The sequence below is a fragment of the Sphingomonas sp. genome (assembly GCF_017304615.1).
GTDB lineage: Bacteria > Pseudomonadota > Alphaproteobacteria > Sphingomonadales > Sphingomonadaceae > Sphingomonas.
In genome coordinates, this window is record NZ_JAFKLZ010000002.1 from 267,375 (window position 1) to 288,083 (window position 20,709).

A 20,709-nucleotide genomic window follows, 5' to 3' on the forward strand; every position below is an offset into this window, starting at 1 on the left:
GCGAAAAGCGGCCCCGGTTTTCACCGGAGCCGTCCGATCAGAGCGTCCGCTCGCGCAGTTCGACCTCGAACGTTTCGAGATAGTCGCCCGCCTTGATGTCGACGAAGTTCTGGCTGAACGTCACGCCGCATTCCAGGCCGGCGCGAACTTCCGCCACGTCGTCCTTGAAGCGACGCAGCGACGCGATTTCGCCGGTATAGATGATGACGTCGTCGCGGGTGATGCGCGCCTTGAGCGCTTTCCGGATGACGCCTTCGGTGACCAGCAGACCCGCCGCCTTGCCGTGCTTGCCCGCCGAGAAGACCTCGCGGATTTCGGCGCGGCCGACGACCGTCTCGAACGCTTCCGGCCCGAGCTCGCCCGCCATGCCGGCGCGGATCTCGTCGGTCAGTTCGTAGATCACGTCGTAATATTTCAACGCGACCTTCTGCCGATCGGCGATTTCGCGCGCCTTGGCGTTGGCGCGGACGTTGAAGCCGATGATCGGCGCGCCGCTGGCCCCCGCGAGCGTCACGTCGCTCTCGGTGATGCCGCCGACGCCCGAATGGAGCACACGCGCCTTGATGAGGTCGGTCGAAATCTTGTTGATCGCGCCCACGATCGCCTCGACCGTCCCTTGCGTGTCGGCCTTGACCACCAGCGGATATTCGATCGCCTGCTTCTCCTTCAGCGCGGAGAACATCGAATCGAGGCTGGCGGGCGCATTGGTCGTGCGCTTGGCCTGGATGACGCCGGCACGATAGGCCGCGACTTCGCGGGCACGGCTTTCGTTCTCGACCACCTGCAATTGATCGCCCGCCTGGGGCACGCCGGTAATGCCGAGGATCTCGACCGGCATCGACGGGCCGGCTTCCTTCAGCTGCATGCCCTTGTCGTTGACGAGCGCGCGGACCTTGCCGCTTTCGGCGCCGATCACGAACACGTCGCCGACCTTCAGCGTGCCGCGCGTGACGAGCACGGTCGCGACCGGCCCGCGGCCCTTGTCGAGCTTGGCCTCGATCACGGTGCCTTCGGCGTCGCGGTCGGGATTGGCCTTCAGCTCGAGCAATTCCGCCTGGAGCTGGATCTTCTCGATCAACTGGTCGAGACCCGTCTTCTTGGTCGCCGACACTTCGACGTCCTGTGTTTCGCCACCCATTTCCTCGACCTGGACGTCATGCTCGAGCAGACGCTCGCGCACACGCTGGGCGTTCGCTTCGGGCTTGTCGATCTTGTTGATCGCCACAATCATCGGCACGCCGGCCGCCTTGGTGTGGTTGATCGCCTCGATCGTCTGCGGCATCAGCCCGTCGTCGGCCGCCACCACCAGTACGACGATGTCGGTGACGTTGGCGCCGCGCGCGCGCATTTCGCTGAACGCTTCGTGGCCCGGCGTGTCGAGGAAGGTGATCTTCGACTTGTCCTTCAGCGTGACCTGATAGGCGCCGATATGCTGGGTGATGCCGCCGGCCTCGCCCTTAACGACGTCGGTACCGCGGAGAGCATCGAGCAGCGACGTCTTGCCATGATCGACGTGACCCATGATCGTGACCACGGGCGGACGCGGCTTCAGGCTCTCGGGCGCATCCTCGACCGTATCGCTCGCCAGATCGACGTCGGAGTCCGACACGCGCGTGATGTTGTGGCCGAATTCGGTCACCAGCAGTTCGGCGGTATCCTGGTCGATCGTCTGGGTCAGCGTGACGGGCATGCCCATCTTGAACAGCGCCTTGACCAGGTCGGCGCCCTTCTCGGCCATGCGAATGGCGAGTTCCTGGACGGTGATCGATTCGGGGACGGCGACGTCGCGGACCTGCTTGGCCTGCAGTTCGCGCGGGCCGCCCATGCGGCGATGTTCCTTCTCGCGCGCCCGCTTCAGCGCGGCGAGCGAACGGGCGCGCGCGCCGTCTTCGCCACCGAGCGCACGATTGACCGTCAGCTTGCCGCCGCGGCGCTCGTCGCCGGTGCGGCCGCGCTGGCCGGGGCGCTGGGGTTGCGCGGTCTCGGTCCGACGCGGGGTCGCCTGGCCGGTACCCGTCGGCAACGCGCGGGCGGTCGGCGCCGACGACGTCGCGGCAGCAGCCGGCGCCGGTGCGGGCTTGGGCTGCGGCTTGGGGATTTCGGGACGCGCGACGGGCGTGAAGCGGCGCGGCGCGGGCATCGACGGGTCGAGCTCGAGCGAGACGATCGGCGCGGGCTCCGGCGCTGGGGCCGGTGCGGCGGCGGGCGCCGGTGCGGGTTCGGACGCAGGCGCAGCAGCGGGCGCGGCGGCCGGCTCGGCAGCCTTGTCCGCCGGCGCCTTGGCCTTTTCCTCGGCGCGGCGCTTCTCGTCCTCGACGGCCTGCTGGCGCTCGGCGTCCTCGCGGCGGCGCGCTTCCTCCAGCGCGTGCATCCGCTGTTCCTCGGCCTCGCGCAGCAGGCGGGCCTGACGCTCCTGCGCCGTCTCGCCGGCCGGAGCCGACGGAGCGCGCGCAACCGGCGCGGCGGGGGCGGGCGCCGGAGCGGGTGCTTCCTCGACCACCGGCACTTCGGCGGGCGCACCGCCCGGACCCAGGATACGGCGACGCTTGACCTCGACCACGACGGTGTTCGAGCGCCCGTGGCTGAAGCTCTGCTTCACCTTGCCGGTCTCGACCGTGCGCTTCAGCCCCAGCGGCTGGCGCATTCCGAGTTTCGGCTTTTCGTTGTCGGTATCGCTCACTCAAAATCCTCGTCGTTGCCGGCCATCCCGACGTCCACGCGGAGCGCCGATGCGCCCTGCGAGGCCGTTTCGCAAGGCTCGGGTGTCAAATCAGGGCCGATAAAATGCAGCCAGCGGTCCAGCGCGTGCTTAACGCGGGCCCCGGCGGCGGGGTCGGTCACGGCGACATGTACCACATTTTCGCGGCCAAGCGCCAATGACAATATGGGGCGCGGGACGGGCAAAGCCAAGCCCTGCTCGCCCGATCCTTCCAGATCGCGCCCGACGCGCCACGCCTGGGCGAGCTTGCCGGCACCGTCGGCGCTGGCGTCCGCTGCGTGGAGCAAGAGGTGGACCTGGCCACTCCTTGCCGCCGCGTCGATCTTCGCAGTGCCGGTGGTGATGTTGCCCGCTTTCGCCTCCAGCCCGAGCCGGTCCAGGAACGCGCGCTGCAACTGATCGGCGATCCGGTCGCTCAGATCGGCGGGAATCGCCAGCTCGCCGGTCTTGAACGCGCGGGAGAGAGCGCCCTTCAGCTTACCCTTGGCGATCGCGGCATCGAGTTCGGCGCGCGACACGCCGATCCACGCGCCACGCCCCGGGGCCTTGGCGCGAATGTCGGGCAGCACCTGACCGTCCGGACTGAGCGCCAGACGGATGAACCCTTCCCGCGACCCATGCTCGCGCGACAGGATACAGGTACGCTCAGGCCCTAGAGCGGTCTCATTGCGAGGGGTCCGCATGCGCGTCTCCCTTCGCTTTCGGGGCGTCGCGATCCGCGATCAGGACGCCGCCTGCACCATAATTTTCGGTCGACACTTCCTCGATCACGATCTGGACGGCAGCCGGATCCTTTCCCAGTCGCTCGACGAGCGACTGAGTGACGTCCGCCACGATCGCGGACTTCTGGTCCTTCGTGGCGGTGCCCGAAATACGGATCGAGACGAACGGCATCAGGCCTCTTCACCCTCCGCCGCTACGGGCGCTTCCTCGTCCTCGAACCAGTGCGCGCGCGCCGCCATGATGATCTCGTTGCCCTGCTCTTCGGTCAGGCCATATTCGGCCAGCACGCCGCCCTTGTGCTCCGGACGCTTGGGCGCATCCTCGGCGCGGCGGCGCGGTTCCTGGCGCTTCTTCTCGATCAGTTCGTCGGTCGCGAGATCGGCGAGATCGTCGAGTTCCTTGATCCCGGCCTTGCCGAGCGTGACCAGCATCGCCTCGGTCATGTAGGGCATCGCGGCGAGATCGTCCGACACGCCCAGCGCCTTGCGCTCCTCGCGCGCGGCGGCTTCGCGGCGCTCCAGCGCTTCCTGCGCACGGCTCTGCAGCTCGGCGGCCAGGTCCTCGTCGAAGCCCTCGATCGTCGCGATTTCGTCGGCCTCGACGTATGCGACTTCCTCGAGGCTGCCGAACCCTTCGGCGACCAGCAACTGCGCGAGCGTCTCGTCGACGTCGAGCTCGTTCTGGAACATCTCGGTGCGCTCGAGGAATTCCTTCTGGCGCTTCTCGCTCGCGTCCTGCTCGGTCAGGATGTCGATCGCCTTGGCGGTCAGCTGCGACGCGAGGCGCACGTTCTGGCCGCGGCGGCCGATCGCGAGGCTCAACTGGTCGTCAGGGACGACGACTTCAATCCGGTCCTCTTCCTCGTCGATCACGACGCGGCTGACGCTAGCCGGCTGCAACGCGTTGACGACGAAGGTCGCGGTGTCTTCCGACCAGGGGATGATGTCGATCTTCTCGCCCTGCATTTCCTGCACGACCGCCTGAACTCGGCTGCCCTTCATGCCGACGCAGGCGCCGACCGGGTCGATGCTGCTGTCATGCGAAATCACGCCGATCTTGGCGCGCGAGCCCGGATCACGGGCGGCCGCCTTGATCTCGATGATGCCGTCGTAGATTTCGGGCACTTCCTGCGCGAACAGCTTCTTCATGAAGTCGGGGTGCGCGCGGCTCAGGAAGATCTGCGGGCCACGGTTTTCACGTCGCACGTTGAGGATCAGCGAGCGGATGCGGTCGTTGACGCGCACCACTTCGCGCGGAATCTGCGCGTCGCGGCGGATCACGCCCTCGGCGCGGCCCAGATCGACGACGACATGGCCAAACTCGACGCGCTTGACGACACCGGTGATGATCTCACCCATGCGATCCTTGAATTCCTCGAACTGGCGCTCGCGCTCGGCATCGCGAACCTTCTGGAAGATGACTTGCTTAGCGGCTTGCGCGGCGATGCGGCCGAATTCGATCGGAGGCAGCGGATCGACGATATAGTCGCCGATCGCGGCGCCCGGCTGGAGCTTTTCCGCACCCTTCAGGTCGACCTGCTTGAAATAATCGTCGACCGCCTCGACCACTTCGACGACGCGCCACAGGCGAAGGTCGCCGGTATTCGGGTCGAGCTTCGCGCGGATGTCGTTCTCGGCGCCGTAGCGAGCCTTGGCGGCGCGCTGGATCGCGTCCTCCATGGCCTCGATGACGATGCCCTTGTCGATCATCTTCTCGGTCGCGACCGAATTGGCGATCGCGATCAACTCGGCACGGTTGGCGGTAACGGCGGTGGCCATCAATCCTGTCCTTCTTCTTCGAATTCTTCCGCGCCCTCGTCGGAAAGCGGCGCGGTTGCAGCTAAAAGTCTGTCGGTGATGAGCAGCTTGGCGTCGGCGACCTGATCGAAGCCGATCGTCATGCGCTCATGCTTCTTCACGTCGATGGCGATGCGGTCGCCGTCGAGCCCGGCGAGATCGCCGGTCAATTGCTTGCGGCCATCGATCTCGCTCGTCAGCTTGATTCGCGCCTCATGCCCCGCCCAGTCGGCGAAGTCCTGGAGCCGCGTCAGCGGGCGATCGATGCCCGGCGACGACACTTCGAGGCGATAGGCATCTTCGATCGGATCGGCCTCGTCGAGCACTTCCGAAATCCGCCGCGACAGATCGGCGCAATCATCGATCGTCAGCTGGCGCGTATCGGGCCGCTCGGCCATCACTTGCAGCGTCAGGTCGTCCCCGCCGCCAAAAATCCGCACGCGCACGAGATCGAAGCCGAGCGCTTGCGCCTCGGGCTCGATCAATTGCGTCAGTCGGGCGATGTCCGCCATGATTGGTCCAGATAAGCAGGTTCGGCGCCGGAAGCTTCTGCCCCCGACCTCTTCACCTAGCGATGTAGAGATTGTGGCGATGATATAGGCCGGTCGGCGGTGCTCGGCAAGAGCGATTGTCCGGGCGTCCTCCACTCCGCTTCGCACGCGACGGCAACCCTTCGTTAACCACCATCGCCTAGCTTTCGTTCATGTTTCAACGCCCGATCGTTGCCGCCGATGCGCCTCCGGTCACGCCGGCTGCGTTCCGCCAGCTCATGCTGGTGGAAACCGGACAGCGTTATGCCGCGTTCCGCAAGACGCTGACGCCACGGTACGGCCGGGTGCTGATCGACATCGCGTTCGGCTATGCCGCGCTTGCCGCGTTACTGGGGCTGACCGCGCAGGCGACAGGTTTGGCCGGCGGCATCGGTGCGGCCGCGATCGGTAGCATCGGCATCGGCTTTTTCGTCGCCTATCTCCAATTGTTCATCCACGAAGGCGCGCATCACAACCTCGCCGCCGATCGCCGGACCAACGACCGCATCGCCGACTGGCTGATCTGCTGGCAGGTCGGCACGTCGATCGCCGCCTATCGCTCGACCCATGCGGAGCATCACCGCCATCTCGGCAAACCGGGCGATACCGAGACATCCTATCGCCACGCGCTGACCTTTCGCTTCGTGACGGAAATGCTGACCGGCGTGCATGCGCTGCGCGTGTTCGCCGAGCGCAAGGCTCAGCCCCGGACGAAAGCAGCCGCGCCCAGCCGCTTACCGTTGTTGCGCGGCCTAGTTCTGCACGGGATCCTGCTTACTGGATTGGTCCTCGCCGGCGGCTGGCCCGCCGCGCTCGCCTGGTGCGGCGGCGTTGCGATCGTGTTCCCGTTCTTCGCGACACTGCGACAATTGCTCGAACATCGTCCCACGCCAGGCATGATCGACGAAGGCGACGCGGTGACACGACTGTTCGGCGACGGCCCGTTCGCGCGCACGTTCGGCGGCGCCGGGTTCAACCGCCACTTGCTGCATCATCTGGAGCCGCAGATCAGCTATACGCGGCTCGGCGATCTGGAAGCCTATTTGTGCGGCACGTCGATGGCCGGACACCTTGATGCGCGCCGCGCAAGCTATGTCGGCACCTTCGCCGAGCTCATCCAGGAGCGTATCCGATGACCTGCCTCGCTTGCGGTTCGGCCGCCACGCGCCATTGGGCGACGGCCCGCGACGTCGAATATCTTTCGACGCCAGAAAGCTTCGACTATCTGCGCTGCGCCGATTGCGACGCGCTGTCGATCGATCCGGTGCCGCGCGGCCGGTTGGGCGAAATCTATCCCGATACCTATTACAGTTTTTCACCCGGCGACCTCTCGTTTGCCGAGCGCGTCAAACAGGCGCTCGACCGCCGCACGTTCCGCAAGCTGTTCGCGGGGATCGCCGGCGATCGGCTGTCCGCCCTAGACGTCGGGGGTGGCGCCGGCTGGTTGCTGACCCAGGCGAAGTCGGTCGAGCCGCGGCTGGCCGTCACGCAGGTCGTCGACATCGACGGCTCGGCCGAAGCCGCGGCAAGAACTGCGGGGCACGAATTCTTCCTGGGCCGGATCGAGGATTTCGAGACCGACCGGCGATTCGACGTGATCCTGATGCTCAACCTGATAGAACATGTCGACGATCCCGTCGCCGTGCTGGCAAAGGTGCGCGGACTGCTGAAACCCGGCGGTCGGGTGCTGGTGAAGACACCCAATCACGACAGCTTGGATGCACGGATGTTCCGCCACCACAGCTGGGGCGGGTTGCATGCGCCGCGCCATTGGGTCGTGTTCACGCCCGAAAGCTTTCGCCGGGCGGCCGGCAAGGCCGCGCTTCGGGTTGACCGCCTGTCGCTCACGCAGGGCGCGCCGTTCTGGGCGGTGTCGATGCTCGAATTCCTTTCGCGCAAGGGGCTGGTCACTATTCGGCGGGATCGCCCGATGTGCGACCATCCGCTGTTCGGCCCGTTGCTCGCCGGGTTCGGCGCGATCGACATGATCCGCGGCCGCTTCGCCCGCACCTCTCAGATGTTCGTGGAACTCAGCGCAACCTGAACCGCGCAGGCGCGTTTTTCCGGTAGATTGTGCCTTGCCGGATGCCCCGATGCTGCGCCTTGCTCCCGTCGCCCTGCTGATCGCCACCGCCTGTTCGGCCAGCCCAGAGGATCAAAATCGCGCCGAGAGGACAAACGCATCGACCCGGGTGCCGCGCAACTCGCCGCTCCAACCCGACATCGCCAACATCCCCGCAACCGCCGGCCGCGCCAATCTGCCACCAAGCGCGCCACCCTTCACGGCCACAACAATAGGTGCCTTCGACGAGCCGTTCGCAATGGTGTTCCTGCCGGACTCGTCGCTATTGGTGACGGAGAAGGCAGGTCGGCTAAGGCTGCGCGCGGTAGACGGATCGGTCGTCACGATAACGGGGACACCCCCGGTCGCCAGCGGCGGACAGGGCGGGTTGCTCGACGTCGCCATCGCGCCCGATTTTGCCACGAGCAAGTCGATCTATCTCAGTTATTCGGAGCCGGGCGCCGACGGCAGCGCGCTGGCGCTGATGCGCGCGACACTCGACATTCGGACGAAACGGCTGACCAGCGCGAAAGTCATATGGCGATCCGGTATGTACGGGCCGGGCGGGCAATTCGGCGCCAACATCCTGTTTTCGCCCGATGGCCGATACCTGTTCCTCAGTTCGGGGGAGCGCCAGCGTTTCACGCCGGCTCAGGACCCCAAACAGGCGCTCGGCAAGATCCTGCGCCTGACGCTCGACGGCAAGGCCGCGCCCGGTAACCCGATGTACGACAAGGGCGGGGTGGAGGCGATGACCTGGTCGACCGGGCACCGCAATCCCTACGGCATGGTGTTCGCCCCCGATGGTCGGCTATGGGAGGAGGAGATGGGTCCGCGCGGCGGCGACGAGCTCAACCTGATCGTGGCCGGCAAGAACTATGGCTGGCCGATAGTCTCGAACGGCGACAATTATTCGGGCCAGCCGATCCCCGATCATCCGAGCAGGCCGGACTTCGAAGCGCCAAAACTATGGTGGAACCCGTCGATTTCCCCGACCGGAATGATCTATTATTCGGGCGACATGTTTCCGGCATTGAAGGGGTCGCTTCTGATCGGCGCGATGTCCGACGCCGGGCTGATGCACGTGACCCTGTCGGGCGACAGGGCAAAGCCGGCGCATTTCTGGGATTTCGGCGCGCGGATTCGCGACATCGCGCAGGCCCCCGACGGATCGATCTGGCTGCTGCAGGACGAGGGCAAGCTCGTCCGGCTGACCCCTAAGTCCTGACAATCAGGTAATTCATCCGTGCCGCGGCGATCGGCTTGGCGGGGTCGCCCTGCCAGGCGGTCGCCTCGACGTTGGCGACGCGCGTGCCGAGTCGAGTCACGACGCCGCGGCTGCGCGTTTCCTTGTCGCGGCCGCCGCGCATGAAATCGACGGTGACGTTGATCGGCTTGATCTCGCCGCCGCCCTCGCTCTCCAGCGCCGCGTGCAGCGCAACGATCGCCGCCATCTCCATCAGCCCGCTGATCGCGCCGCCATGCAGGAAGCCGGGCCGGCCGAGCACCGGCGTCGCGAACGGCATCATCAACACCGGCGCGCCGTCGTCGCCGGTCTCTGCGACCAGCCCAAGCAAATCGGCATAAGGCGGCATCCCGATCATCGTGGATACCCCTCCGGCGCCATGAAGGTGCCCGCGACATGCGCCAGCGGATCGTCGGGATCGCCGTCATGCGCCTGTCCGCGCACGAACGCGATGGAGCGCGTCAGGCGGTAGCATTCGCCGCGGCCGATCACCGTCTTGCCCGGCGTCGCAGGGCGCAGATAATCGACGCGCAGGTCGAGCGTCGCGTGCGCGACGAACGCGTCGGCGCGCAGCCACACGCCCAGGCTCGTCGCCATGTCCATCAGCGAGACGATCGGTCCCGACGCGATGACGCCGGTGCCGATATTGCCGACCAGTCGATCGTCATAGGGCAGCGCGAGTTCGGCCCAATCCATGCCGTGCGCATGATATTGAATGCCCAGCGCGCCACCGTGGCCCAGGCCGGCGCGAAAGAAGCGTTCGGGATCGAAGCCGGTGAAGCCGCTCATACCCAAAGCGCCCTAGCACGGTTGCCGCCGCCGCCAACCCCGCTTAGCGTGGCGGAAAAAAGGAGAGGCGATGCATCCGAGCGTCCATGCCAAGGTGGCCCCAGACAAGGCGGCGCTGATCGTCGCGGAAACCGGCGAGACGTGGAGCTATGCCGAGCTCGACCGCCGATCGAATCGCGTGGCGCACCTGTTCCGCGCACGCGGTCTCACGGTCGGCGATACCGTCGCCTTCTTCCTCGACAATGTGCCCGATTATTTCGCGCTGACCTGGGGCGCGCAGCGTGCCGGGCTGTTCTATGTCTGCATCTCGTCGAAACTGACCGCGCCCGAAGCGCACTATATCGTCGAGGATTCGGGGGCGAAGCTGGTCGTCGCGTCGGCCGCGCTGTCGCACGTCGCCGAACGGCTCGGGCCGCTGATCGGCGACCGCATCAAATTGGTTCTCGGCGGTGACATACCGGGATGGGAACGGCTCGAGGAGTCGCTCGCCACACAGCCCGATTCCCCGATCGCCGACGAACGCGCCGGGATCGACATGCTCTATTCATCGGGCACCACCGGGCGGCCCAAAGGCGTGCGCGTCGCCCTGCCCGAAGACCCCGATCCCGCCGCGCCCAACGTGCTGATGCAGCTCGCCGCGGGGCTCTACGGGTTCGGGCCCGACAGCATCTATCTCAGCCCCGCGCCGATGTATCACGCGGCGCCGCTGCGCTGGTCGATGACCGTCCACCGGCTCGGCGGGACGGTGATCATGATGCAGCATTTCGATCCGCTCGCGGCGCTGGCGGCGATCGAAGCCTATACGGCCAATTGCAGCCAGTGGGTGCCGACGCACTTTGTCCGCATGCTCAAGCTCGAGCCCGACATGCGCGCGCGCCACGATATTTCCAGCATGAAGGCCGCGATCCACGCCGCCGCGCCATGCCCGATCCCGGTCAAGCAAGCGATGATCGATTGGTGGGGACCGGTGATCTACGAATATTATGCCGGGTCGGAGGGGAACGGCTTCACCTCGATCACCTCGGCGCAATGGCTCGAACACAAGGGGTCGGTCGGCAAGCCGGCCTATGGCGTCGCGCACATCTGTGGTGAGGATGGCGAGGAATTGCCGCCGGGCAGCGAAGGGCTGATCTATTTCGAGGGCGGCGGGCAGTTCGAATATCACAACGATCCGGCCAAGACCGCGGAGACCCGCAACGCGCACGGCTGGTCGACGCTCGGCGACATCGGGCGGATCGACGAGGACGGGTTCCTCTACCTCACCGACCGCAAGAGTTTCATGATCATTTCCGGCGGCGTGAACATCTATCCGCAGGAAATCGAGAACCGCATCATCACGCATCCGAAGGTGGCCGACGTCGCGGTGATCGGCGCGCCCTGCCCTGAAATGGGCGAACGCGTGGTGGCGGTGGTGCAACCGGTCGATATGGCCGAGGCCGGCCCCGCGCTCGCCGAGGAACTGACCGGCTGGTGCCGCGCAGAACTGTCCGGCATCAAGATACCGCGCCAGATCGACTTCACCGCCGAATTGCCGCGCCACCCGACCGGAAAACTCTACAAGCGCCTGCTGAGGGACCAGTATTGGGGCAACAAGGAAAGCCGCATCGTCTAGCTTTCGTGCTCCTGCGAAAGCAGGAGCCCAGGGCGATCGGGCGCATCGCTTGCGGCCCTAGGCTCCTGCTTTCGCAGGAGCAAATGGAGAGAAGAATGACCGAAGACCGCGTTTCGATTACCGTCACCAACCAGATCGCCGATGTCCGCCTGACCCGCGCCGACAAAATGAACGCGATCGACCCGGCAATGTTCGAAGGCATCGGCGCGGCGATCGACAGTCTGGCGACTCGCACCGACGTGCGCTGCGTCGTGCTGTCGGGGGAGGGCAAGGCGTTCTGTGCCGGCCTCGACATGGCGAGCATGGCGGCGGGCGGTTCCGGCCTGTCGTCGCGCGAGCGGAACGATCAGGGCAGCATCCTGCCCCAGCACGTCACCTGGGGCTGGCGAAACCTGCCGATGCCGGTGATCGCGGCGGTGCACGGCGTCGCGTTCGGCGGGGGTTTCCAGATCATGTCGGGCGCGGACATCCGCATCGCGGCACCCAGCACGCGCTTTTCGATCCGCGAAAGCTATTGGGGCCTCGTCCCCGACATGGCGGGATGGCCGATCTGGCGCGGCCTGGTCCGCGACGACGTGCTGCGCGAACTAGCCTATACCGCGCGCGAGTTCGACGCCGACGAAGCGCTCGCCCACGGCTTCGTCACGCGTATCGCCGACGATCCGCACGCCGCCGCGATGGAGCTGGCGACCGCGATCGCCGGGCGCAGTCCGCACGCGATCCGCGGCATCAAGCGGCTCGCCAACGCCGCGCATGACATGGACCCGCGCGCCTTGCTCGAAATGGAAACCGAGGAGCAGGTCGCCGTGATCGGCAAGCCCAACATGATGGAGGCGGTCGCTGCAAACATGGGCAAGCGCGCGCCGACGTTTCAGGACTAGGTGTAGGCGCGGACGAAGAACACGATCGCCGTCACTCCCGTCACCAGCAGGGTCCAGGCGCGCACCCAGCTCGCGGGCAGCCTTTTGCCGACATGCGCGCCCGCCCAGCCCCCGACGATCGCGCCCGCCAGCATCGGCAGGCAGGCCGTCCAGCGCACCATCCCAGCGAGGGTGAACACCATCGCTGCGGCGAGGTTGGCGACCGCGAGCATCAGGGTGCGGGGTGCGAAAAGTTCGCGCGGGCTGTGTCCCGCAAGCAAGCCATAAGTTGCCGTGGTCATCATCCCGACCCCGCCGCCGAAATAACCGCCATAGATTCCGAGCAACAATTGTGCGCTCAACAGTGTCTTGCGCCCGATCGTCACGCGCCGCTCCAACCAGCCCGACGCGCGCTTGCCGAACGCCAGCACGACGAACGCGTAGAGCACCAGCCAGGGAATGATGACGTCAAACGACTTGCTGGGCGTCACCACTAGCAACGCACTGCCCACTAGCCCGCCCGCGAACGTGATCGCCGCCAGCGTCCGCACATCGACGCCGCCAACCGGCCCAAGCTCGTCGCGGAACGCCCAGGCGCTCGTGCCCGCGCCGGGCAGCAGCGCGACGTTCGACGTCGCATTTGCGATATTGGCGGGCAGTCCCAGCGCGAGTAGCGACGGCAGGGTCGCGAACGTCCCCCCGCCCGCCAGCGCATTCATCGCCCCGCCGACGAAACCGGCTGCAAGGGCGAAAAGGAGCGAGAGCATCGTCACGGCGCCGCTCATCGCGATTGCCCGGGCACTTGTCCATGACGCAAAAGAGCCGCCGATCCCGCGACCGGCGGCTCCTATGTCGTCGTAACCTGAAGGTCAGGCATAGCGGACGCGCATGCTCACCTTGTTGCGGCGGCGCACGGTGTAGCCCAGGCCTGCAAAGCCAAGGATCATCAACCCCCAGGTCGCCGGCTCCGGTACCGCCACCATGGTCAGGTTCGCGGTGCCGTTGAAATTGCCGGCGCCGGGACCGAAGACGAGATCGTACCGCACCGTTTCCGAGAACGGCAGATTCAGCGTCAGCGGATTGACGCCGGCAAACGTCCCCGTCCCGGAAAAGTTCGCGGATTGCAGCAGCGTGCCGCCGAACAGCGCGTTGGCGGCGCTGTAATAGGTGCTGAGCGCAACAGTCGCGTTAGCGATCGTGTTCGACGTGAACGTGCTGGTCAGCGCGCCGGCGAACGCATTCAGATCGGTCTGCGTGATGTAGATGCTGACCGTTCCGCCATTGGCGCCGAACTGGCCGACATTGACCGATTGAGTCAGCAGGTTCGGCTGACCCAGCAACGGATAGCCAGTGCCGTTGGTGTTAAAAAACACGCCACCATTGGTGACGTTGTAGTTGACCGACCCGGTGCCGCCATCGAGCGCGACCTGAGTGATCGGGCCGCCGTTGATCGATACGCCGATGAAGATTGCCGCCGAGGCGGGGGCCGCCGCCGCGATCGCCAAGGTCGACGCCGCCAGCCCAAATAGAATACGCTTCATACACAACCCCTTGTCTGGGAAACCGAGCCGACCCCGTCGGTCGTGCTTCGTCCTGTCGACGCACCACGCCGGCAGCGGCCCGAACCGCTCTCGCCGTCTTTGTCGGGGGCTAGACGGTTAATGGAGCGTAAAGGTTGCATGGCCGGTCAAATTTTTCGCAATCGCAGCAACGGCCATGAGTGAGGCGCGCGTCGGCGACCCGCGATGTCGTCGTGACGCCGCGCAGCACAACCCGCCGCGCATTGTAGCGCTCAGCCCAGCGCGGCCAGCTTTTCCTCGGCCTGGCGGTCGAGTTCCGCGCGGCTCTTCTTTTCGCTGGCGGTCTTGAGCTGGCCGCATGCCGCGTCGATGTCGCGCCCGCGCGGGGTGCGCACGGGTGCCGAAATGCCCGCCTCGAACACGATATTCGAAAACGCCTTCACGCGCTCCGGTGTGGACGTGTCGTACGGCGCGCCGGGCCAGGGATTGAACGGGATCAAATTGACCTTGGCAGGGAGTTTGTACTTCCGGATCAGCCGGACCAGTTCGCGCGCGTCGGCGTCGCTGTCGTTCTTGTCCTTCAGCATCACATATTCGAACGTGATCCGCCGGGCATTGTTCGCGCCGGGATAGTCGGCGCACGCCTGGAGCAGTTCGTCGATCCCGTATTTGCGATTGAGCGGCACGATCTCGTCGCGGATTTCCTTGGTCACCGCATGGAGCGACACCGCGAGGTTGACCCCGATCTCCTCGCCGGCGCGCGCCATCATCGGCACCACGCCGGAGGTCGACAGCGTGATCCGCCGCTTCGACAGCGCAAGGCCGTCACCGTCCATCACGAGGCGGAGCGCATCGCGCACATTGTCGAAATTATAGAGCGGCTCGCCCATCCCCATCATCACGATGTTGGTGAGCATCCGCCCTTCCGGCTGCGACGGCCATTCGCCGAGCGAATCGCGCGCCAGCATCACCTGCCCGACGATCTCGGCCGGGGTCAGGTTGCGCACCAGCCGCATCGTCCCGGTGTGGCAGAAGCGGCAGTTGAGCGTGCAGCCGACCTGGCTCGACACGCACAACGTCCCGCGATCGGCGTCCGGAATGAACACCATCTCGTAATCCTGCGCGTCTGGCGACCGCAGCAGCCATTTGCGCGTGCCGTCGGTCGACACCTGCTGCTCGATCACCTCCGGTCGGCTGATCACGAAACGGTTGGAGAGCCAGGCATGCAGCGTCTTCGAAATGTCAGTCATCACCGAAAAATCGGTCGCGCCGCGATTGTAGATCCAGTGCCATAGCTGCTTGGCACGCAACTTCGCCTGCTTGGGCTCGAGCTGCGAGGTCTCGAGCGCCATGCGCAGATCGTCCTTCGACAGACCGAGCAAGTCGATCCGGCCATCCGCGCGCGGCACCACGGCGCGCGGCACGGGCACGGGATCGATGTGGCCAGGAATGGCCATGGGAGCTGCCGACGCTGTCTGCATGGCAGCGCACATAAGGGAAAACGCGGCGCTTTTCTAGTATAGGCTCACTGCCGGCAGGCCAGCGCCGCGGCGTCGATTGCGGTGGCGGCGCCAGACAACGCGTAGGTGTCCGCGAACGGCGTGCCGCCTCGATCCAGCGCCTCGACGCTGAGCGAGCGGCCCGATCGCATCGCGGCGACGATCGCGGCGTCGGTACGCGCATCAGGGGCCCAGGCGTCGGAGTCGTTCGCGACGAGATCGAACCGCCGCTCGCCGACCGACAGCGTGACGCGGGCGGTACCGGCGCGGGGTCGGCTGAGCTGGACATGGAGTTGCCCGCGGATGTTCTGGCCGGGCCAGGTGGCGACACTCAGGAACCCGGCGCGCTGGCGCGGATCGACCGGCTGCGCGATCGCATAGCAGCGGCGCGGGCTGTCGTCGCTGAACGCGCCCCAGCCGCCATAGACGCCGATCGTTTCGCGCGCGCCCATCAGCAGCAACGCGGCGGCGATGCTCACACGCGCTCCCCGCCGCCGCCGAGATGGACGGTCCTCTCCACCCCGCGCTCGATCATCACCAGCGACCCCTGCGGCAAATGCCTCGCAGCCGGCGCGCCGAACCGCTCGATCACCGGGGAACCCGTCATTACCCCGCGCATCACCCGGCTGGAAATGCCATGCATGATGACCAGCCGATCGCCGTCGTCATCGTCAGTATCCGCCAACCAGCCCGACACCCGGTCGGCGATCTGGTGATAGAGTTCGCCGTCCGGGGCGGAGAGCAGCAACCCGCTCGGCCGGTCGATCACGTCGCCCGCTTCGGCCATGACATCGGCATAATAACGCCCGCCCCAGCTCCCCATGCCGATCTCGGTCAGCCTGGGATCCGTCTTTGCATCGTGCCAGTCAAGCCCGACATGCTCGGCGATCACCGCCAGCGTCTGCAGCGCGCGCCCGGTCGGCGACGCCCACAGGGTCAGCGCCGGCTTGTCGCCGATCGCGTTCCGTAACGCCTCGCCCATCTCGTCCGCCTGGCGAAAGCCCGCGCGCGTCAACGGCGTGTGCGGCGCATCGCCCTGCAACCGGGCGGCGGCGTTGAAGACGGTTTCGCCGTGTCGGGCAATGAAATCGCGGCCGCGCCGGTTGGTTCGCATCGCCGCCGTTTCAACCCACTGTGGCCCGAAAGCAACGGATTTCCTCGTTTATCTGGGGTTCATGCAACCTCTGCCGCCGCCGCGCGCTTGGCGCACCCTCACCCAAGGTTTCGGGTGGGCATCAATGGAGTTGATTATGGGTAAGTACGTTCTCGCCGCCGCCAGCATCGCGACGCTGGCTCTCGCCACCCCCGCCTTCGCACAGTCGGGGCCGCCGTCCGACCCCGACACGGAATTTAACGGCGCGCGCGCAGGCATCCTGCTCGGCTATGACCGAGTCCAGCCTGGCCAGATCGCCAATTCGAACATCGATGACACCAATTCGGCCGACGGCCTGACCTATGGCGGCGATGTCGGCTACGACATTCAGCGCGGTCGCGTCGTGTTCGGCGTGGAGGGCGAAGTGACGGGCTCCACGGCCAAGGTGACGAACAATCCGTCCGCCGCCGGCGCGCTCGGCTACGGCCGAGTCAAGGCAGGCCGCGATCTCTATGCGGGTGCCCGGATCGGCGTTGCCGTCGCGCCGCGCACGCTGATCTACGCCAAGGGCGGCTACACCAACCAGCGGCTTGATCTTGTCGCGTCGGACGGCACGACCCAGACCGGCCAGCATTTCAACCTCGACGGCTGGCGCGCGGGCGCGGGCCTCGAACAGAAGCTCGGCCGTAACACCTATGCCAAAATCGAATACCGCTATTCGAACTATGGCAACGCCCGACTGGAATATGCGAACGGCGCCAACACCAACAACTTTTCGGTCGATACCGACCGGCATCAGGTGATGGCGGGCTTCGGCGTGCGCTTCTGATTGGCGGGCGGCGCCGGCCCACTGGCGCCGCCTTCGCGCACGAGCGTGAACACAAGCAGCAAAAGCTGTGGGAAACCGGGGTCGGAGCGCTTGCTCCGGCCCCTTTTCTCGGTAAGGAAAGGAGACGGCGAACTGCCCCCGGATTCGTGACGTCTGGCGGGATGATTGGGCGACGGCCCGGGGGAATGCGAGCATGAAGGCCACGATCGAACGCGCAACGCTCCTGAAGGGGCTGAGCCATGTCCAGTCGGTGGTCGAACGCCGCAACACGATCCCTATCCTGTCGAACGTGCTGATCGACGCCACCGCCGACGGCCAGCTCAAGCTGATGGCGACCGACCTCGACCTGCAGATCAACGAAAGCGTTCCCGCCGCCGTCGACCAGCCGGGCGCGACCACCGTGTCGGCGCACACCCTGTTCGACATCGCACGCAAGCTGCCCGAGGGATCGCAGGTCTCGCTGTCGGCGGCCGAGGGCAAGATGACGATCGTCGCGGGCCGCGCGCGGTTCCAGCTCGGCACGCTGCCGCGCGACGATTTCCCGGTGATCGCGGAGGGCGAGCTGCCGGTTTCGTTCGAACTGCCAGCCGAGACGCTCAAGCAGATCATCGACAAGACGCGCTTCGCGATCTCCACAGAGGAGACGCGCTACTATCTCAACGGCATCTTCTGGCACGTCGCCGATGACGGCCAGCCGGTGCTGAAGGCGGCGGCGACCGACGGCCACCGCCTCGCCCGCGTCACCCTGCCGCGCCCCGACGGCGCCGAGGGGATGCCGGACATCATCATCCCGCGGAAATGCGTCGCCGAACTCCGCAAGTTGCTCGACGAGATCGACGGGTCGGTCGGCGTATCGCTGTCGGCGTCGAAGATTCGCTTCGACATGGGCCAGGCGCTGCTGACGTCGAAGCTGATCGACGGCACCTTCCCCGACTACAGCCGGGTCATCCCGACCGGCAACGACAAGATCCTCAAGATCGACCCGCGCAGCTTCGAGGAAGGCGTCGATCGCGTCTCGACCATCGCCACCGAAAAGACTCGCGCGGTCAAGATGGCGCTCGACCGCGACAAGATCACGCTGTCGGTGACCAGCCCGGAAAACGGGACGGCGGCGGAAGAAGTGCCGGGCGACTATACCGCAACGGGTTTCGAGATCGGCTTCAACAGCCGCTATCTGCTCGACATCCTCGGCCAGATCGAAGGCGATTCGGTCGAGGTGCATTTGGCGGACGCCAGCGCCCCGACGCTGATCCGCGAGAACGACAAATCCCCGGCGCTTTACGTCCTCATGCCCATGAGGGTCTGATCGCCCTGCGGTTGTTGCCTATTCCGACAATTCCAGCAGCTTCCGCCGCAACCCCGGCCAGTCCTCAAACCCCCACGTCTCGGGCCGCTCTATGCCGATGATCGGGTCGGTTTTGGTGCTCATCCGCTGCGGCGTGACCGGCGCGCCGCCGACATAGCGGAACACCGCGACCATCGGGTGGAGCGGATCGCGATCGGTTTCATCGAGCACAACCCCCAGCCGGTCGCTCCGCAGCCGCACCAGCGCGCCGGGCAGGAACGTGCCGACCACGCGACCGAAGGCGCGGACGACACGCTCCCCAAACGCGCCGGGATGGGCACGGAGATGGTCGATCGCCTGACTCGACGGCCACTTCTCACCGCCCGGCGAAGGATTGGTCGCCTTGTCATAGAAATCGCTGACCGCCGCCATCTGTGCGTAGATGCTGATCGAATCGCCCATGAGACCCCGCGGATAGCCCTTACCGTCGGGGCGTTCGTGATGGTTGCGGCACACGTCGAGCACGATGTCGGGCATATCGGGCATCCCGGCGACGATGTCGTATCCGCGCTGCGCATGGTCCAGCAGAAGCGCTTCTTCGGACGGCGTCAGCGACCGCGATCCGTCAAGCAGTTCCGTTGGCAGGGTCGCCTTGCCGATGTCGTGGAGCAGCCCGGCCAGCCCGGCGTCGCGGACCAGTTCGGGGCTGAGTTGCAGCTCCTGCGCGAGCGCGATCATCCACCCGCACACGGCAACCGAATGCAGATAGCTTTGTTCGTGCCGCTCGCGCAGCTGGGTAATGCTGGGTAACGCCAGCGGATCGCGCACCAGCGACGCGGTCACGGCGTCGACGATCTCGACCAGCTCGGTCGTTTCGAGCGCCCGGCCCGCCTGCACCGCCACGAACGATTCGGCCATCGTTTCGCACCCGGCGCTGAGCACCGCCTGCGCGCGGGCACGTTCCTCCTGATGCGAGGCCGGGCGGCTGCGCAGATGGAGCGCCTGAGCCCGGCCGAACGTCGCGCGTGGCCGGCCCGGCGCGGACGGTAGCGGCGTCTGGCTCGATGCCCCGCCCCGCCAGTCGCCGGAAAACAGCGCGTCGCGTTCGTCGGCCATCGGGTCGTGCTTCTCCGTTATACTGCGAACCACGGATCGCGATCGAGGCGAGACCGAGTCATAATCATTGATGCAGATTAGGGCGCTTACTGTTACCCTAATCCGCCGATGAATTGGAAGAAACAGACAAATTCGTATCCAGGTGTGAAATTATCATAAGGACTTGACCTACTCGACGGACTTCCTTATTAACAACAATGTCAGTAAGGAATCACGCCCATGGCAGCAAAGCTCCCCCCCTTCCCCGGCACGACCGGCAAGCGCGACTGGAAGACCGCGTTCGACGCGATCAGGAAACTGCTCGCGAACGGCGACGACACGACTCAGGTTTTCCGCATCATGCAAGCGCTCAACGCCGGCAATGCGCCGATGAACTATGCGAAGTTCATCGCCACCGAAGAAGGCGGCCGCATGGCCTATGAGCGTAAGGAACTCGCACAGGTCTTCTCGAAGCCGGGCTATGCCAGGCAGTTCGCGCCGGGCACGGTCGGCGCGGCTTACAACCAGTTCCTCGAATCCACCGGCTATTCAGCCGATGGCCTGGCCGAGGTGTCGAGGATCAACCGCGACGAGGACATGCTCCATCCCTACGCCTGGTTCGGGCGCCGCATCCGCGACACGCACGACATCTGGCATGTGCTGACCGGGTACAAGGCCGACGAAAGCCTGGGCGAAGCGGCCTTGGTCGCGTTTTCCTACGCGCAGGTCGGCGGACTGGGCTGGGCGTTCATCGGTGGCGCGGCGGCGCTCAAGAGCCGCAAGGTGACGGGCAACAACCTGTTCATGAAGGCCGTGTGGGAAGGCTATCAGCGCGGCAGGAAGGCCAAGTGGGTTTCGGGCGAGGACTACGAAAAGCTGATGCACGAGCCGATTGACCAGGCGCGCCAGCGTCTCGGCCTTGGTGAGCCGGTCGCGTACCTGAAGGCGCAGCGCGAACTGGGACCCCTGGCCTCGTACCTCAGCCGGCCCAAGGCGGACACCCCCGTACTGCCCGAGAAACTCGCGGCCTGAATAGCCCGCCCTCCGATGT

At 66.1% G+C, this 20,709-nt stretch carries 21 protein-coding genes; 8 read left to right on the forward strand and 13 right to left on the reverse strand.

Annotated elements, in window-relative coordinates; genetic code table 11:
- Positions 1-37: 37 nt before the first annotated feature.
- Genes infB through rimP form a run of 5 tightly spaced genes read right to left on the reverse strand, consistent with a single transcriptional unit; the run spans position 38 to position 5,750 of the window.
- A complete protein-coding gene (gene infB, locus J0J06_RS09555) occupies positions 38-2,680 on the reverse strand; it encodes a translation initiation factor IF-2 (protein ID WP_294041378.1) in 2,643 nt (880 codons plus the stop codon).
- Positions 2,677-3,402 carry a DUF448 domain-containing protein gene (locus J0J06_RS09560; RefSeq protein WP_294041380.1) on the reverse strand — a complete coding sequence of 242 codons (726 nt, stop codon included), beginning with the start codon at positions 3,400-3,402 and terminating at the stop codon, positions 2,677-2,679. The genes infB and J0J06_RS09560 overlap by 4 nt, the downstream gene beginning before the upstream one ends.
- Positions 3,383-3,613, reverse strand: a complete 231-nt coding sequence (locus tag J0J06_RS09565) for a 4-oxalocrotonate tautomerase family protein (protein WP_294041382.1) — start codon at positions 3,611-3,613, stop codon at positions 3,383-3,385. Before J0J06_RS09565 ends, J0J06_RS09560 begins: the two co-directional genes overlap by 20 nt.
- Positions 3,613-5,220, reverse strand: a complete 1,608-nt coding sequence (gene nusA, locus J0J06_RS09570; protein ID WP_294041383.1) for a transcription termination factor NusA — start codon at positions 5,218-5,220, stop codon at positions 3,613-3,615. Before nusA ends, J0J06_RS09565 begins: the two co-directional genes overlap by 1 nt.
- Positions 5,220-5,750, reverse strand: coding sequence for a ribosome maturation protein RimP (rimP, locus tag J0J06_RS09575; RefSeq protein WP_294041385.1), 531 nt, complete (start codon positions 5,748-5,750; stop codon positions 5,220-5,222). Before rimP ends, nusA begins: the two co-directional genes overlap by 1 nt.
- Before the next feature lie 191 nt (positions 5,751-5,941).
- Here rimP and J0J06_RS09580 point away from each other — a divergent pair, with 191 nt between their 5' ends.
- Genes J0J06_RS09580 through J0J06_RS09590 form a run of 3 tightly spaced genes read left to right on the forward strand, consistent with a single transcriptional unit; the run spans position 5,942 to position 9,058 of the window.
- Positions 5,942-6,904, forward strand: a complete 963-nt coding sequence (locus J0J06_RS09580; RefSeq protein ID WP_294041386.1) for a fatty acid desaturase — start codon at positions 5,942-5,944, stop codon at positions 6,902-6,904.
- Positions 6,901-7,812, forward strand: coding sequence for a class I SAM-dependent methyltransferase (locus J0J06_RS09585; protein WP_294041388.1), 912 nt, complete (start codon positions 6,901-6,903; stop codon positions 7,810-7,812). Before J0J06_RS09580 ends, J0J06_RS09585 begins: the two co-directional genes overlap by 4 nt.
- Before the next feature lie 49 nt (positions 7,813-7,861).
- Positions 7,862-9,058 (forward strand): PQQ-dependent sugar dehydrogenase, encoded by a 1,197-nt coding sequence (locus J0J06_RS09590; RefSeq protein WP_294041390.1) that lies wholly within the window; start codon positions 7,862-7,864, stop codon positions 9,056-9,058.
- Here the strand turns inward: J0J06_RS09590 and J0J06_RS09595 are convergent.
- Both J0J06_RS09595 and J0J06_RS09600 read right to left on the reverse strand, forming a co-directional pair.
- A complete protein-coding gene (locus tag J0J06_RS09595) occupies positions 9,048-9,434 on the reverse strand; it encodes a PaaI family thioesterase (protein WP_294041392.1) in 387 nt (128 codons plus the stop codon). The genes J0J06_RS09590 and J0J06_RS09595 overlap by 11 nt on opposite strands.
- The gene (locus J0J06_RS09600) at positions 9,431-9,865 is read right to left on the reverse strand and encodes a PaaI family thioesterase (RefSeq protein WP_294041394.1); all 435 of its coding nucleotides are present in this window, start codon (positions 9,863-9,865) and stop codon (positions 9,431-9,433) included. The genes J0J06_RS09595 and J0J06_RS09600 overlap by 4 nt, the downstream gene beginning before the upstream one ends.
- A gap of 70 nt (positions 9,866-9,935) precedes the next feature.
- Between J0J06_RS09600 and J0J06_RS09605 the strand changes: the two genes are divergently transcribed.
- Together J0J06_RS09605 and J0J06_RS09610 are read left to right on the forward strand one after the other, a co-directional pair.
- Entirely contained in the window at positions 9,936-11,477 is a 1,542-nt protein-coding gene (locus J0J06_RS09605) for an acyl-CoA synthetase (protein WP_294041396.1), read from the forward strand.
- 95 nt (positions 11,478-11,572) lie between these two features.
- Positions 11,573-12,358, forward strand: coding sequence for a crotonase/enoyl-CoA hydratase family protein (locus tag J0J06_RS09610; RefSeq protein ID WP_294041398.1), 786 nt, complete (start codon positions 11,573-11,575; stop codon positions 12,356-12,358).
- Here the strand turns inward: J0J06_RS09610 and J0J06_RS09615 are convergent.
- The 5 genes from J0J06_RS09615 to J0J06_RS09635 form a co-directional block, all read right to left on the reverse strand.
- Positions 12,355-13,122, reverse strand: a complete 768-nt coding sequence (locus J0J06_RS09615; RefSeq protein ID WP_294041400.1) for a sulfite exporter TauE/SafE family protein — start codon at positions 13,120-13,122, stop codon at positions 12,355-12,357. The two genes, J0J06_RS09610 and J0J06_RS09615, sit on opposite strands and share 4 nt — an antisense overlap.
- Positions 13,123-13,206: 84 nt before the next feature.
- Positions 13,207-13,878, reverse strand: coding sequence for a PEPxxWA-CTERM sorting domain-containing protein (locus J0J06_RS09620; RefSeq protein ID WP_294041402.1), 672 nt, complete (start codon positions 13,876-13,878; stop codon positions 13,207-13,209).
- A 251-nt stretch (positions 13,879-14,129) separates the two neighbouring features.
- Positions 14,130-15,314, reverse strand: coding sequence for a 23S rRNA (adenine(2503)-C(2))-methyltransferase RlmN (rlmN, locus tag J0J06_RS09625; protein ID WP_294041404.1), 1,185 nt, complete (start codon positions 15,312-15,314; stop codon positions 14,130-14,132).
- Between the two features lie 68 nt (positions 15,315-15,382).
- On the reverse strand, positions 15,383-15,808 hold the full coding sequence (locus J0J06_RS09630; protein WP_294042468.1) for a hypothetical protein: 426 nt from the start codon (positions 15,806-15,808) through the stop codon (positions 15,383-15,385).
- Between the two features lie 23 nt (positions 15,809-15,831).
- A complete protein-coding gene (locus J0J06_RS09635) occupies positions 15,832-16,470 on the reverse strand; it encodes a histidine phosphatase family protein (protein WP_294041406.1) in 639 nt (212 codons plus the stop codon).
- A gap of 136 nt (positions 16,471-16,606) precedes the next feature.
- Here J0J06_RS09635 and J0J06_RS09640 point away from each other — a divergent pair, with 136 nt between their 5' ends.
- Both J0J06_RS09640 and dnaN read left to right on the forward strand, forming a co-directional pair.
- Positions 16,607-17,278, forward strand: a complete 672-nt coding sequence (locus J0J06_RS09640) for an outer membrane beta-barrel protein (RefSeq protein ID WP_294041407.1) — start codon at positions 16,607-16,609, stop codon at positions 17,276-17,278.
- A 193-nt stretch (positions 17,279-17,471) separates the two neighbouring features.
- On the forward strand, positions 17,472-18,584 hold the full coding sequence (gene dnaN, locus J0J06_RS09645) for a DNA polymerase III subunit beta (protein ID WP_294041409.1): 1,113 nt from the start codon (positions 17,472-17,474) through the stop codon (positions 18,582-18,584).
- Positions 18,585-18,602: 18 nt separating this feature from the next.
- On the opposite strand, the gene J0J06_RS09650 is transcribed toward dnaN, so the two are convergent.
- Positions 18,603-19,712, reverse strand: a complete 1,110-nt coding sequence (locus J0J06_RS09650) for an HD-GYP domain-containing protein (RefSeq protein ID WP_294041411.1) — start codon at positions 19,710-19,712, stop codon at positions 18,603-18,605.
- 186 nt (positions 19,713-19,898) lie between these two features.
- Between J0J06_RS09650 and J0J06_RS09655 the strand changes: the two genes are divergently transcribed.
- Entirely contained in the window at positions 19,899-20,690 is a 792-nt protein-coding gene (locus J0J06_RS09655; protein WP_294041413.1) for a Coq4 family protein, read from the forward strand.
- The last annotated feature ends 19 nt before the right edge of the window (positions 20,691-20,709 follow it).

Bases quoted from the DNA above. Each gene is read 5' to 3' on its own strand.
- J0J06_RS09560 (WP_294041380.1), bottom strand. From the start codon at position 3,402: ATGCGGACCCCTCGCAATGAGACCGCTCTAGGGCCTGAGCGTACCTGT.
- J0J06_RS09565 (WP_294041382.1), bottom strand. From the start codon at position 3,613: ATGCCGTTCGTCTCGATCCGTATTTCGGGCACCGCCACGAAGGACCAG.
- nusA (WP_294041383.1), bottom strand. From the start codon at position 5,220: ATGGCCACCGCCGTTACCGCCAACCGTGCCGAGTTGATCGCGATCGCC.
- rimP (WP_294041385.1), bottom strand. From the start codon at position 5,750: ATGGCGGACATCGCCCGACTGACGCAATTGATCGAGCCCGAGGCGCAA.
- J0J06_RS09580 (WP_294041386.1), top strand. From the start codon at position 5,942: ATGTTTCAACGCCCGATCGTTGCCGCCGATGCGCCTCCGGTCACGCCG.
- J0J06_RS09585 (WP_294041388.1), top strand. From the start codon at position 6,901: ATGACCTGCCTCGCTTGCGGTTCGGCCGCCACGCGCCATTGGGCGACG.
- J0J06_RS09590 (WP_294041390.1), top strand. From the start codon at position 7,862: ATGCTGCGCCTTGCTCCCGTCGCCCTGCTGATCGCCACCGCCTGTTCG.
- J0J06_RS09595 (WP_294041392.1), bottom strand. From the start codon at position 9,434: ATGATCGGGATGCCGCCTTATGCCGATTTGCTTGGGCTGGTCGCAGAG.
- J0J06_RS09600 (WP_294041394.1), bottom strand. From the start codon at position 9,865: ATGAGCGGCTTCACCGGCTTCGATCCCGAACGCTTCTTTCGCGCCGGC.
- J0J06_RS09605 (WP_294041396.1), top strand. From the start codon at position 9,936: ATGCATCCGAGCGTCCATGCCAAGGTGGCCCCAGACAAGGCGGCGCTG.
- J0J06_RS09610 (WP_294041398.1), top strand. From the start codon at position 11,573: ATGACCGAAGACCGCGTTTCGATTACCGTCACCAACCAGATCGCCGAT.
- J0J06_RS09615 (WP_294041400.1), bottom strand. From the start codon at position 13,122: ATGAGCGGCGCCGTGACGATGCTCTCGCTCCTTTTCGCCCTTGCAGCC.
- J0J06_RS09620 (WP_294041402.1), bottom strand. From the start codon at position 13,878: ATGAAGCGTATTCTATTTGGGCTGGCGGCGTCGACCTTGGCGATCGCG.
- rlmN (WP_294041404.1), bottom strand. From the start codon at position 15,314: ATGGCCATTCCTGGCCACATCGATCCCGTGCCCGTGCCGCGCGCCGTG.
- J0J06_RS09630 (WP_294042468.1), bottom strand. From the start codon at position 15,808: ATGGGCGCGCGCGAAACGATCGGCGTCTATGGCGGCTGGGGCGCGTTC.
- J0J06_RS09635 (WP_294041406.1), bottom strand. From the start codon at position 16,470: ATGCGAACCAACCGGCGCGGCCGCGATTTCATTGCCCGACACGGCGAA.
- J0J06_RS09640 (WP_294041407.1), top strand. From the start codon at position 16,607: ATGGGTAAGTACGTTCTCGCCGCCGCCAGCATCGCGACGCTGGCTCTC.
- dnaN (WP_294041409.1), top strand. From the start codon at position 17,472: ATGAAGGCCACGATCGAACGCGCAACGCTCCTGAAGGGGCTGAGCCAT.
- J0J06_RS09655 (WP_294041413.1), top strand. From the start codon at position 19,899: ATGGCAGCAAAGCTCCCCCCCTTCCCCGGCACGACCGGCAAGCGCGAC.